Origin of the sequence: Microbacterium koreense, from assembly GCF_042677105.1 — a bacterium.
Classification (GTDB): Bacteria; Actinomycetota; Actinomycetes; order Actinomycetales; family Microbacteriaceae; genus Microbacterium; species Microbacterium koreense.
Map to the genome: position 1 here is coordinate 709,842 of NZ_JBHTIM010000001.1, position 13,282 is coordinate 723,123.

A 13,282-nucleotide genomic window follows, 5' to 3' on the forward strand; every position below is an offset into this window, starting at 1 on the left:
CAGCAACGGCCGTGGAATACTGGACCCCGATACATCCGCGTATCGGCCAGGGCGACCCGACGTGCCGTGGCCGGGCATCCTCTCTCAGACCTCGCAAAGGCAGCTGTGTTCAATCTCGCCGTCCTGAGCCTGCGCAATCGCGCCCTCATCGCCCTCATCACGATCGTCGCCGCCGTCTTCGGTGGTCTCGCGCTGACGAACCTCAAGCAGGAACTGATCCCCTCGATCGAGTTCCCCGCCCTGATCATCGTCACGTCCTACCCCGGCGCATCGCCGGAGGTCGTCAACAACGACGTGTCGGTGCCGATCGAGTCGGCGATCCAGGGTGTTCCGGGTCTTGAGACGAGCACGGCAACGAGCACCACGAACGCGTCGATCGTCCAGGCTTCGTTCACCTACGGAACCGATCTGGCGACGGCCGAGCAGCGCATCACTCGGGTGATCAACCGCATCCAATCGCAGTTGCCCGAGAGCGTCGATCCCAATGTGCTGACGGCGAGTCTGGACGATCTTCCCGTCATCCAGGTCGCCATCTCCGGATACGACGATCCCGAGACCATTCAGGACCAACTCGAATCCGTCGTCGTTCCCGAGTTCGAGGACGTCGACGGGGTGAACGAAGCGGGGATCGTCGGCGGTGTGGGGCAACGTGTCACCATCACCCCCGATCAGTCCGCGCTCGCAGCGGCAGGCTTCACGCAACAGGCGATCCGCGATGCCCTCGATCAGAACGGCGTGCTCTTCCCCGGTGGCGAGGTCACCGAGAACGACCAGACACTGACGGTGCAGACCGGCACTCAGATCACCTCGGTCGACGCGCTGGCCGCGCTGCCCCTCGTGCCGAGCAGTGCAGAGCAACTGCAAGCCGGTGTCGTCACGATCGCCGACGTCGCGACGGTGGAGCAGACCGCCGATCCGGTCACGTCGATCTCGCGCGTCAACGGCGAGCCGGCCCTCACCATCGCGGTGACGAAGCTTCCCTCGGCGAACACCGTCGATGTCTCCCGGGGCGTCGAGGCGATCCTGCCAGACCTCGAGGACGCGCTCGGCGGCGCGGAGTTCACCGTCGTCTTCGATCAGGCGCCGTACATCGAGCAGTCGATCGAGACGCTCGCCGTCGAGGGCATGCTCGGTCTCGTCTTCGCCGTGCTGGTCATCCTCGTCTTCCTTCTGTCGGTGCGCTCGACGCTCGTCACGGCGATCTCCATCCCGACGAGCGTGCTCATCACCTTCATCGGCATCCAGGCGTTCGGGTACTCGCTCAACATCCTCACCCTCGGTGCGCTCACGATCTCGATCGGCCGCGTCGTGGACGACTCGATCGTCGTGATCGAGAACATCAAACGGCACTACGTCGGTGACGCCGACAAGAGAGCCTCGATTCTGTTGGCCGTTCGCGAGGTCGCCGCGGCGATCACTTCGTCCACGGTCACGACAGTCGCGGTGTTCCTCCCGATCGCATTCGTCGGAGACATCACCGGTGAGCTGTTCCGACCCTTCGCGCTCACGGTGACGATCGCGATGTCGGCGTCTCTGCTGGTCGCGCTCACGATCGTGCCGGTGCTGGCCTACTGGTTCCTGCGACCCGGAAAGCCGGTGCTCGACGCGAACGGCAACACGATCGACCCCGAGCACGAAGACGCCCCTCCGACCCGCCTCCAAAAGGGGTACCTGCCGATCCTCGGATGGACCCTCAAACACTCGTGGGTGACGCTCCTGCTCGCCGTTCTGGTGCTCGGCGGCACGGTCGCGGCGGCGCCCTTCATGAAGACGAACTTCTTGGGCGACTCAGGGCAGAACACCTTCACGATGAACCAGCGGCTGGATGCTGCGGCATCCCTCGAATCCGAGTCGGCTGCGGCTGAGCAGGTCGAAGCCGTCCTCCTCGACATCGACGGCATCGAGACCGTGCAGGTGTCGATCGGATCGAGCGGCTCGGCGCTGCAAGACGCCTTCTCGGGTGGCGGCACAGGGGTGTCGTACTCGATCACGACGGATTCCGACGTTGATCAGGTCGCGTTGCGAGAAGAAGTTCTGGACGCGGTGGCCGACCTGGACGGGGTCGGAGAGATCACGGTGTCGGCATCCGGCGGAGGCTTCGGCTCGAGCGACATCGAGGTCGATGTGACCGCTCCCGACTCCACGACCCTCCAGGAAGCGACCGACGAGGTCGTCGAGGCACTGTCGGGACGTGACGGCATCGGTCAGGTCACGAGCAACCTCTCGGACTCGCTGCCCTACATCGCCGTCACGGTCGACCGCGACAAGGCGGCATCGCTCGGTCTCTCGGAGGTCGCCGTCGGTGCGCTCGTGTCCAACACGATGCAGCCGCAGGGGATCGGGTCGGTCGAAATCGACGACACCGCCCTGACGGTATACCTCGCGGCGTCCGAGACGCCGGCAACGTTGGAAGAGCTGCGCGACCTGCCCATCCAAACCCTGACCGGTCCGCTGCCGCTGTCCGAGGTGGCCGAGGTCGAAGAAAGCCAGGGCCCGACCGCGATCACGACGCAGGGCGGGCAGCGTACCGCGACGGTGACGGTCACGCCGTCGACCGACGACCTCGCGGCTGCCTCGACCGCGGTGAGCGAAGCACTCGCCGACGCCGACCTGCCGGCCGGCGCGGACGCCGCACTCGGGGGTGTCGTCACCCAGCAGGAGGACGCGTTCACGCAACTCGGACTCGCGCTGCTCGCCGCAATCCTCATCGTCTACATCGTGATGGTCGCGACGTTCAAGTCGCTGCGCCAGCCGCTGCTGCTGCTCGTCTCGGTGCCGTTCGCCGCGACCGGTGCGATCCTGTTGCAGATCGCCACCGGTGTGCCGCTCGGTGTCGCCTCGCTCATCGGCGTGCTCATGCTGATCGGCATCGTCGTGACGAACGCGATCGTGCTCGTCGACCTCGTGAACCAGTATCGCGAGAAGGGTCTGTCGGCCCACGAGGCCACGATCGCCGGAAGCGCGCGTCGTCTGCGGCCGATCCTCATGACCGCCCTCGCGACGATCTTCGCCCTCACGCCGATGGCACTGGGCATCACCGGTCACGGCGGTTTCATCTCGCAGCCGCTTGCAATCGTCGTCATCGGTGGTCTGGTGTCGTCGACGGTGCTGACGCTCCTCGTGCTGCCGACGCTCTACAACCTGGTGGAAGGTGCCAAGGAACGCCGTCAGGCCAGGCGCGCGGCGAAGAACGGAACCCCGGATGCCGGAGCCGCGGCATCGGAGGCCGATGCGGCCGCCGCCCCGCCCCTGACGCGCCGTGAGCGGCGCCTGCGTGAGGCGGCCGCGACGACCGGCGCGGTTGCGCTGCCCGTCGCCCCCGTCGCGACCCTCGAGTCGGATGCAGACCCGGAGGCCCCGCCGACGGGTGACACCGCGGCGGAGCCTGTGAACGTCTCGGAAAGCGATGCGGAGCCGGTGACTTCGTCGGACAGTGACACCGCGTCGGCGTCGGATTCGGACACCCACGACGAGGTGAGCGAAAGTGGTGAAGCCGACGAGCCGGCCGCGGAGTCAATCGACGCGATGAACCTCGAAGCGGCGGCGGACGAACCGGATGCCGGCGACGACGCTGTGACCACGGAAGCGACGGATGAGCCGGCGGACCTCGGCGGAGGGGACGACCCCGCGAGCGACGACCACCCCGAGCCGCGCGACTGAGTCGCGTGCAGCGGCGCCGCTCAGCGGCGCCGCTGCAGCCAGGGGCGCAGCATCCGTGTCACGAATGGCAGGATCGCGTAGGTCATCAACGGTGTGAGGAGCACCGTGGTCAGCAGGATGCGACCCACGAGGGGCCACTCATCGAAGCCCGGGACGTAGCCCAGCAACCAGGACGCGAGAAGGTTGGTCGGAAAGAACCCGAGCCAGATCGTCACCGCCTGCTTCCAGCGCGGCGGCGCAGCGGGAACCGGCTGCTGGACCGGACCGGTCGCGGTGTCATCGGTGGGGCGACTGCCGCTCGGCTCGACGTGGGTCGCGCGGGGAGCGTCGAACCAGCCCTCGATTCCCGTCCGGCGTTCACTACGGACCTCGTGCGCGAAACCGCGACCCGCCGCGAGCCAGGACGACCGTTCGGGCGACTGCTCCCACGACTCGAGCGTCGTGATGTCGCGGAAGCGGTAGAGCATGTACCAGAGGTCACTTCCCTCACCCGACCGTACCCAGCCCGAGCCGAGGAAACCGTCGAAACCACCCGCGAGCTCCGTGCCGGTGTGCATCCAGTCCATTGCTTCCGCGGCAGCGGACGGGTCGATGCGGCGTTCGATCGCAACCGTGATCGGGTGGAGGTCGTGAGGGGCCATGATTCCTCTGGGGTCTCGGAGGCGGTCTCAGGTGCGGGGGCGGGGCGCAGGGCACGCGGCATCCCGACCAGCCAGAAGAGCATCGTCGAGAAGGCGATCGATTCGTATGCCGCAAGGGTGATGAGACCTGCGGTGAGCACCGCCATCCCCACGGCGAGGACGACGACGCCGACCACGGCGAAGCGACGATAGCCCTTCGGCAACGATGTGCAGCCCAGCCCCGAGGCGACGAACGACAGGAACGAGAGCGCAAGCCCGGTCGCCGCCAGGTCGTGGGCGACGGGGCTCACCGGAATCGGAATGAGCCCGACGAGCATCATGTGCAGGCCTGCGGACGCGATCGACACCCGGATCCACGTCGATCGGCGCGGGCCGAGGGCGATTGCCCTCAGGTCGGCGCCGATGACCGCACCGTATGCCGAGAGCAGCGCGCCCGAGACGATGACGGTCGAGTTGAAGGTGCGACCGGAGAAGTCTTGGTGCGTGCCCAGCTGGGAGAAGTGGAGCGTCCACCACGTTCCGTCGTGCGTCGTGACGACGGCGAGCAGGACCCCCGTCATGAGAGCGAGGGTCGCGAGCGCGCCCAACCGGTGGGAGGCGCCGGGGGTTGCGGAAGGGGCTTCGGGCACGACATCGGTACGTGCCGCGCGGGTGAGAAGGGGCATGCGCGGTGAGAGCAGTGGGGGTGGAGTGGGGGATAGGAGGGTCATCGGTCACCGTCGGTAGCGGCAACCACCCGCAGAGGGTTGCTCGCCCTCCCCCGGACGACCCTTGCGGAGAGTGTCGCCGGTGGCTTACAGGGCTCCCCAGTTCCGGCGTGTGCCGGTGGCATAAGAATAGTGGTATATCAAGCCGCCTGCGACCAGGTGATTCCCAGCCGCATCCGCGCTAGCCTGGAATGTCGGCTCTGGACGTCGCTCGCGATCGGCGAAGCGGAGTGGTTGTGAGTCCATGGGGCCGATGGTGAGCGTCGATCGACGCGCATCACCATCACTGTGAATGGCCCCGGCCGACGTTAGTCCGGGTAGACCGCGCGTGCGGTCGCTGTTCTCGTGCGAGAACCAGAAGGACACCACCATGCCCAAGAACAAGAAACCCGCCGGCGGTCGAGCGCCCAAGAACTTCGACCCGCGCTACGGACAGAAAAAGAGCTCGTACCAGGACCGAAAGCGGCGACCGGATGCCGCATACGGTGCGGGAGACAAGCCTGGAAGCCGTAGCCCGAAGCACCGCGGATATCGCGCCGAGACGGACGAACCGGCGAAGCGTCGGTGGACCGCCCAGGAAAGGGCCGGCCGTGATGAGGCGCGTGGCATCCGGACCCACGCCCCGCGCGATCGGGACGCGCGTCCCGCCCGCGACGAGCGACGCTTCGCGGACGATCGCGGCCGACCCACCGCCGGGGCTTCTCGCTCGCACGACGGCCCGCGGGGCGGGTGGCGCGATCGCGCCGAGGCCACCGAACGCCGGGACGACGCACGCGGCCCCGCCCGATCGGGTCGCCCCGCGCGCGGCGACCGTCCGGCCCGCGACGATCGTCGGTTCGACGGCGACCGCCGATACACGGACCGACCTGCGCGTGATGACCGACGTCCCACGGATCGCGCGGCGCGCGACGATCGTCGCTTCGACGGTGACCGCCGACAGAACCCGACGCGAACCGGCGGCCGATACCAGGAGCGTCCCGCCCGAGAGGACCGCCGATTCGATGGTGGGTCGCGTCAGAAGCCCGCGCGCGACGGGCGTGGGTACGACGACCGTCGCGGCTCGGAACGCCCGACTCGCCGATACGACGACCGCCCTGTCCGCGACGACCGGGCCGGGTCGCGCCCCGAACGGCGCACCGACGACCGGCGCGCCGGCCGTCCCAACCGCTCTGACTGGACGGCCCGCACCGCCCCGGCGCAGCAGGACCGCGTCGACGTCGTGCATGATCGCCTTCGCGCCGACGCGGTACAGGCGCAGGACGTCGCCGACACGACGTTCGCCGATCTCGGACTCGGTGACAACATCGTGCGCACTCTCGACGACCTCGGCGCCCAGCGTCCGTTCCCGATCCAGGCCTCGACGATCCCCGTGATCCTCGACGGGCGCGACGTGCTCGCCCGCGGGCGCACGGGGTCGGGCAAGACGATTGCCTTCGGCGCCCCGCTCGTCGAGGCCGTCCTGCGTTCGCAGGCCGGGCAGCGGCGCGAGTTCGGCCGTTCACCGAAGGCGCTGATCCTTGCGCCGACGCGCGAACTCGCGCTCCAGATCGATCGGACCATCCAGCCGATCGCGCGCAGCGTCGGACTGTTCACCACCCAGATCTATGGCGGCGTGCCGCAGGCGCGTCAGGTCGGGGCGCTCAAGAAGGGCGTCGACATCATCATCGGCACCCCGGGGCGCATCGAAGACCTGGTCGAGCAACGCAAGCTCGATCTCTCCGAGGTGCGCATCGCCGTGCTCGACGAAGCCGACCACATGTGCGAACTCGGCTTTCTCGAGCCCGTACAGCGCATTCTGCGTCTGACAGGCGAGGGTTCGCAGAAGCTGCTCTTCTCCGCCACGCTCGACCGCGAGGTGGCTTCGCTCGTCGACGAGTTCCTCGTTGAGCCGGCGGTGCACGAAGTCGCCGGCGAAGACCAGGCATCGTCGACGATCGACCACAGGGTGCTCGTCATCGACCACCGGGACAAGCCCGAGATCCTCGCTTCGCTCGTCGACCGCGAGGGTAAGACGCTCGTGTTCACGCGCACCCGCGCCTATGCCGAGATGCTCGCCGAGCAGTTCGAGGATGCCGGCATCCATGCCGTCGCCCTTCACGGCGACCTCAATCAGGCCAAGCGCACGCGCAATCTCGCGCGGTTGACATCGGGTCGGGTGAGCGTCCTCGTGGCCACCGATGTGGCGGCCCGCGGCATCCATGTCGATGACATCGATCTGGTCGTGCAGGCGGATCCGCCCGACGAGTTCAAGACCTACCTGCACCGCTCAGGCCGCACGGGTCGGGCGGGGCGCGCGGGCACCGTCGTGTCGCTGGTGACGCGTCAGCGTCGTCGGCGTATGGCCGAATTGCTCGATCGTGCCGAGATCGACGCGCCCTTCGAGGAGGCTCGTCCGGGTGACGACCTGCTCGAGGAGCTCTCGGGCCGCCAGGTGGTTCCGGTCTGAGCCGTCCGTCAGAAAAGCATCGCCGCCCCCGCCGAACGTGCAGTCCGGCCTCGTGAGGTCGTGACGACCGTCGCCGCCGTCGCTCGGCCCGGGTTTCGGTGGGGCGGTGAGTCCTCGTCGTGTCCGTCGAGACCGTGAGCCCGCAGCAACGGGCGAACCCGTTTGGCGAGCCAGGAGCGATACGCCTTCGGCGCCGTCGCCGAGACGCCGGGGTACAAGCCGCGGTACGACGACACGAGATCTGGGCGGTCGCGCTCGAGCCAACGCAGGAACCACTGCTTGGCTCCGGGGCGCAGATGCAGGGCGCCGTAGACGACCCGGACGGCGCCGGCATCCTTGATTCGTCGGAGGGCATCGTCGATCGCCGGGACCGAATCCGTCAGGTGCGGCAGGATCGGCATCAAGAAGACCGTCACTCGGAACCCCGCATCCGTCGCGGCCCTCACGGTCTGGAGGCGCGCGCTCGCGGTCGGGGTTCCCGGCTCGATCGCGTTCTGCAGTGGATCGTCGAAGACGGCGATCGACATCGCGATCGACACGTCGACGGAAGCAGAGGCCTCGGCGAGCAGCGGCAGATCGCGCCTGAGCAGCGTCCCCTTGGTGAGGATCGAGAACGGTGTGCCCGAGTCGGTGAGGGCGGAGACGATCCCGGGCATCAGGCGGTACCGGCCCTCGGCGCGTTGGTAGGGGTCGGTGTTCGTTCCGAGCATCACGGGATCGTGCTGCCACGTGCCGCGAGCGAGCTCCCGCCGAAGGACTTCGGCGACGTTGACCTTGACCACGATCTGCGAATCGAAATCGCGCCCCGCATCGAGTTCGAGGTACTCATGCGTCGCGCGCGCGAAGCAGTACGAACACGCATGCGTGCACCCGCGGTATGGGTTGACCGTCCAGTCGAACGGCATGGCCGAGGCGCCGGGCACGCGGTTGAGCGCCGACTTGCAGAGCACTTCATGGAACGTCGTGCCGGCGAACTCCGGTGTCGTCACGGACTGGACGAAACCGCTGAGGTGCTCGAGACCGGGCAGCGCCGCCGCATCCGTCGAGCCGAGCTGTTGTCCCTGCCACCGCATATCCTGATTCGAACAAAACTTCGTATGTATGTCAAGAGTGAGAGAGAGATGCTTCGAACACGACGCGCCGGGGTGGGGATTCATCCTGGCGCGTCTCAGGATGTCGGGGGACAATGGCCGGGATGGCTGCCTCCGGCCCACCCGAAATCCCGGCGACCCGTCGTGCCGCACGTGCGTTGCGCGAGGGGTCGTTCGCGCACCCCGAGGTCGGCGAAGGCTCCCCAGTGGGCGCCGACGGCGGTGTGCGCGACGGCGGTCTTGTCGGGACCGAGCGGGCGGAGACGACACCGCCGCCGATGACGCGTCGAGCATTGAGAGAGGCTCGGGAGCGCGAGGTCGCGGAGCGGGTCGAAATGATGGCCTGGACATGTGGGGTCCGTCCCGCGGCGGTCGTGCCGCCGGCAGGCGGGCCGGCGATCCTTCGTCCGCGCGCGCCGGAGCCCCTGGTGTCTCGCGCTGTGTCGCGGCCCGGAGTCGCTCCGCTGCTGGCCGGGCCCGCAGTGCGACGGACGACCGCGCGTCATGCGCGCGCGCATTCGCGCTTCGGAGCCGGCATCACCGCGATCGCGGCTGTCGCGGGCTTGTTCATCACGGGATCTGCGGCTGCTGTGACCGCTGCGGTGGCGCCGGATCCGGTGGTCGTGGTCGCCGAGCTGCCGGTCGAGCCCGAAGGCGTCGACGAGATCCGCGTCGATCTGTCGTCGGTGCTTCCGGCGACACCGCAACCGGTCGCGGGCTCTGCGGGAGAGCTCGCCGTGGATGCGGTCGTCGACCCGTGCCTCGACTCCGACTTCACCACTGCCCTCGCCGACGGTGACGAGAGTGCGGCGATCGCCGCGGCCGGCGGTGCCGCGCAGTTCCGCGACGCCGTGGCGCTGGGAATCGCAGCCTGCGTCAGCCTCGACGATCCCGACCGGTCATGGGTCGTGATCAACAAGGATCGGCCCCTCGAGCCGATCGACCACGCGCCCTCGGGTCTCGTGGCGCCCGCGGACACGCGCAGCCTCGACGGTGGTGTGCTCCGCGCCGATGCGGCAGCGGCGTTGTCGGCGATGGCCGCCGACGCGCGGGCTGCCGGCGCCGGTGACATCGCCGTCGGCAGCGCCTACCGCTCGTACGACACACAGGTGGCTACGTACGACTACCACGTCGCCACCAAGGGTCAGGAGCGCGCTGACGTCGTGAGTGCGCGCCCGGGACACAGTGAGCATCAGTCTGGCCTCGCGGTGGACGTCGTTCCGTGCTCGGAGGTGTGCGGAACGATCGACGACCTGGCGGCGACGCCCCAAGGCGCGTGGGTCGCGGAGAACGCCTGGCGTTACGGCTGGATCGTGCGCTACGAAGACGGCGGAACCGATGTCACGGGATACCTGCCGGAGCCTTGGCACCTGCGGTACATCGGTGTCGAGCTCGCCGCCGAATACCACGACGGTGGGTGGCACACGCTCGAGGAGTTCTTCGGCCTCCCGCCCGCGCCGCAACACGACCACTGAGCCGCGTCGACAGGACGATGTTCGACGGCTGTGGGTCGCCGCATCCGGTCGCATGGAGGCATTCGACAAAACCTGGCACTGCGTACCGCGAATCGTGAGATGCGATCCCACAGGGATCCCGAATCGGGGGTCTACATGACTAGACTCGCTCGCGGCGATGAGGCCGCGGGCCCCGCCGAAGATTCACGAAAGGACGCACCTCATGGAGCGCAACATCTACGACGAGGACCACGAAGCCTTCCGCGACGTCGTGAAGGAATTCCTCAAGCGCTACGCGACCGAAGACAAGCGTAAGCAGTGGGACCAGGACGGCGAGATCGACCGCGCGACGATGCTCGCCGCGGGCGAGGCCGGTCTCATCGGTCTGTCGGTACCCGAAGAGTTCGGCGGCGCGGGCATGCTGCAGGACTACCGTTTCCGCGCGATCGTGCTCGAAGAGACGATCGGCGCCGGCCAGGGCTCGCTCGCGGGTGCCTTCGGCATCCAGGACGACCTCGCCGTTCCCTACATCGTGCACATGGGCACGCAGGAGCAGAAGGAGAAGTGGCTCCCGGGTATGGCGACCGGCGAGATCCTCGGCGCGCTCGCGATGACCGAGCCCGGAGCGGGATCGGACCTACGCGGCATCAAGACGACCGCGAAGAAGGTCGACGGCGGATACATCGTCAACGGTGCGAAGACGTTCATCTCGTCGGGCAAGACCGCCGACATCGTCGTCACGTTCGTCAAGACCGGCGAGGGCAACCGCCCCGACGCCTTCAGCCTGCTGATCCTCGAGGACGGCATGGAGGGCTTCGAGCACAGCAAGAAGCTCGAGAAGATGGGCTTCCACGGCTGGGACACCGCCGAGATGTCGTTCTCGGACGTGTTCGTGCCCGACGCCAACCTCATCGGCGGCAAGGAGGGCCTCGGCTTCATCCAGCTCATGATGAACCTGCCGCTGGAGCGTCTGTCGATCGGCGTCGCCGCGGCGGCCGCCGGCGAGGCCGCGTTCGTGTGGACCCGCGACTACACGCTCGAGCGTGAGGCGTTCGGTCAGCAGATCGCGGACTTCCAGAACACCCGCTTCAAGCTCGCCGACATGGCCACGACCGTCGACGTCATGTGGGCCTACGTCGACCGCGCCATGGAGCTCTACAAGGACGAGAAGCTCACCGCCGAAGAGGCGGCCAAGGTCAAGTTCTGGACGACCGACCGCGAGTGGGAACTGCTCGACCTCGGTGTTCAGCTGCACGGTGGCTACGGATACATCACCGAGTATCCGATCGCCCGCGCGTTCCTCGACGCGCGCGTGCACCGCATCTACGGCGGCACCAACGAGATCATGCGCGACCTCGTCAGCCGTCAGATCGTCGGCAAGCGCTGAGGCCCACTTCGCCACGCCCGCCGATCGCGCCGCTGGCGTCCTCTCCGAGAATCGGTCTTGCACGCGAGAATCGCCTGCAGGTACTGATCCTCGCGGTCAGGACTGAGTCTCGCGCGAAATGAACGGATGCCGCGACCTGCCCGCTCGGGCCGGGTCGCGGCATCCGTCGTTGTGGCGTGGGGGCCGCTCGGGCGCGGTTCCTTCGTCGGGAACCCGCCTTCAGCGCCGACTCGTCCATGTCCCGGCGCTATGCACAGTTCGGTGGACCCGAATGTACGGGCACTGGGGCACCGGGCGTACATGTGCGGCCAGTGAACCGAGGTGCGGCGTCCGGGCTGGTGTTCAGTGGACGCGAATGCACGCGCTCGGGGTGCGGCGCGTACATGTGCGACCAGTGAACGGGGATGGCGCCTTGAGCGGTCCGGCCGTGACCGGTCAGGCCGTCCGGCGTCGGGCGAGGCGGGCCACCCCGGCCTTGCGGAGGCGATCGGCGATGACGATTCCGAGCCAGGTTCCCGCGAGGCACGACGCGATCGTGATCACGAAGAACAGCACCTGCATGCCGACGGGGATCGTCCAGAGGTTGAACGACGCGGCCGAGGCCAGCGGGTACACGATGCCGACGACGAGCGCCCCGGCGTAGTGCAGCCACGTGTTCCACCTGCGGTAGAGGGTCACCAGGAACGGCAGTTCGGGAAAGAACGCCCACCACAGGGTGGTCGCGACCGCGCCGATCGTGAAGAACGGCGCGATGACGAGCCCCGAGATGAGGCCGACGAGCAATCCCGCGCCTGGGCGCTGGATGAGGCGCAGCGCGACGACAGCGGGCAGGAGCCAGATTCCCGCGATCCCGAGAGAGACCATCGGTAGCGCCACGAACAGCGACGCCGAGACGAACCACGACACCCCGAGCAAGATCCCCGCGGCCACCCCGATCGCCGCGCACGTCAACAGGTATGCCGTCGAGACACCGCTCATCCCACGCCGGCGCTGCGTGCGAGGCCCGCTCACGCGTTAGCTCCGGCCTGGGCCTTGGGCGTGGGCGAAGCCGCGCCGGCGCGCCAGTATCCGCAGAAGCTCACCCGGTCCTTCGCGACTCCGCGTTCGGTGGTCAGGTGGCGGCGCGCGCCCGTCGGCAGCGCCTGTTCGCCCACGATGTAGGCGTGGAAGGGGGATGCGGGCAGCTCCGCGGCGATGAGTGCGGTGAGGGCGCCGGCGCCCGGTTTGGCGCCCGCATCCCGGATGACCCACTGCACGTCGATACCGGCCGGGTGGTCGAACGCGAGCGCGTCGGCCTCGTCGCCGACCTCGACGATCGCCCGTCCGGTCGCCTCAGCCGGGAGCGAAGCGCAGATCGCGGCGACCGCGGGCAACCCGGTCTCGTCGGCGACGAGGACGACGCGGTCGGTGCCACGCGCCGGGTTGAAGGCGAGCCCCTCGTCGATGAGCACGACGTTGTCGCCGGGCTCACAGGTCTCCGCCCAGCCAGAGGCAGGGCCGGCGGTGCCATCCGCTGCCGAACCGTGCAGGACGAAGTCCACGTCGAGTTCGGCAGGCGAGTCGTCGGATGCGGCGCGGAAGGCCCGCACCGTGTAGTTGCGCATGACGGGCCGCACCCCGTCGGGAATGCGCAGGTACTTCAGGTAGCCGAACAGCTTGTTCGCCTTCGCGGGGATGCGTTCCATCCCCTCCTCGCCACCGAGGGGAAGGAAGATGCGGAACCACTGGTCGTAGCCCAGGGGAGCGAAACGGTCGAGTTCCCCTCCCGAGAGGGTCACCCGCATCCAGTGGGGAGAGAGTCGTTCGGTGCGCGCGACCGACGTGTGCATGAGCTCCTGCACGGCAGGCTTCACGAGGCGACTGGCAGAGGCCACGGATCACTCCTTGGATCTGAAG

At 68.3% G+C, this 13,282-nt stretch carries 8 protein-coding genes; 4 read left to right on the forward strand and 4 right to left on the reverse strand.

The annotated features are described in order from the left end of the window. Window positions 1–105 precede the first annotated feature (105 nt). A complete protein-coding gene (locus tag ACFQZV_RS03260) occupies window positions 106–3,660 on the forward strand; it encodes an efflux RND transporter permease subunit (RefSeq protein WP_378754040.1) in 3,555 nt (1,184 codons plus the stop codon). A gap of 20 nt (window positions 3,661–3,680) precedes the next feature. Here ACFQZV_RS03260 and ACFQZV_RS03265 read toward each other — a convergent pair whose 3' ends face one another. Further along, on the reverse strand, window positions 3,681–4,301 hold the full coding sequence (locus tag ACFQZV_RS03265) for an antibiotic biosynthesis monooxygenase (RefSeq protein WP_378754036.1): 621 nt from the start codon (window positions 4,299–4,301) through the stop codon (window positions 3,681–3,683). Window positions 4,302–5,378: 1,077 nt separating this feature from the next. Between ACFQZV_RS03265 and ACFQZV_RS03270 the strand changes: the two genes are divergently transcribed. Then, window positions 5,379–7,454: a DEAD/DEAH box helicase gene (locus ACFQZV_RS03270; RefSeq protein ID WP_378783247.1), complete on the forward strand. Its 2,076-nt coding sequence runs from the start codon at window positions 5,379–5,381 to the stop codon at window positions 7,452–7,454. Window positions 7,455–7,462: 8 nt separating this feature from the next. Here the strand turns inward: ACFQZV_RS03270 and ACFQZV_RS03275 are convergent, their stop codons facing one another. Beyond that, the gene (locus ACFQZV_RS03275; RefSeq protein ID WP_378754178.1) at window positions 7,463–8,527 is read right to left on the reverse strand and encodes an Rv2578c family radical SAM protein; all 1,065 of its coding nucleotides are present in this window, start codon (window positions 8,525–8,527) and stop codon (window positions 7,463–7,465) included. Between the two features lie 122 nt (window positions 8,528–8,649). Here ACFQZV_RS03275 and ACFQZV_RS03280 point away from each other — a divergent pair, with 122 nt between their 5' ends. After that, window positions 8,650–10,020 carry a M15 family metallopeptidase gene (locus tag ACFQZV_RS03280; RefSeq protein ID WP_378754176.1) on the forward strand — a complete coding sequence of 457 codons (1,371 nt, stop codon included), beginning with the start codon at window positions 8,650–8,652 and terminating at the stop codon, window positions 10,018–10,020. Between the two features lie 202 nt (window positions 10,021–10,222). Continuing rightward, window positions 10,223–11,386, forward strand: coding sequence for an acyl-CoA dehydrogenase family protein (locus tag ACFQZV_RS03285; RefSeq protein WP_378783249.1), 1,164 nt, complete (start codon window positions 10,223–10,225; stop codon window positions 11,384–11,386). Between the two features lie 435 nt (window positions 11,387–11,821). Here the strand turns inward: ACFQZV_RS03285 and ACFQZV_RS03290 are convergent, their stop codons facing one another. Beyond that, window positions 11,822–12,397: an ECF transporter S component gene (locus ACFQZV_RS03290; RefSeq protein WP_378754174.1), complete on the reverse strand. Its 576-nt coding sequence runs from the start codon at window positions 12,395–12,397 to the stop codon at window positions 11,822–11,824. Beyond that, window positions 12,394–13,260, reverse strand: a complete 867-nt coding sequence (locus ACFQZV_RS03295) for a siderophore-interacting protein (RefSeq protein WP_378754172.1) — start codon at window positions 13,258–13,260, stop codon at window positions 12,394–12,396. Before ACFQZV_RS03295 ends, ACFQZV_RS03290 begins: the two co-directional genes overlap by 4 nt. Window positions 13,261–13,282 lie beyond the last annotated feature (22 nt).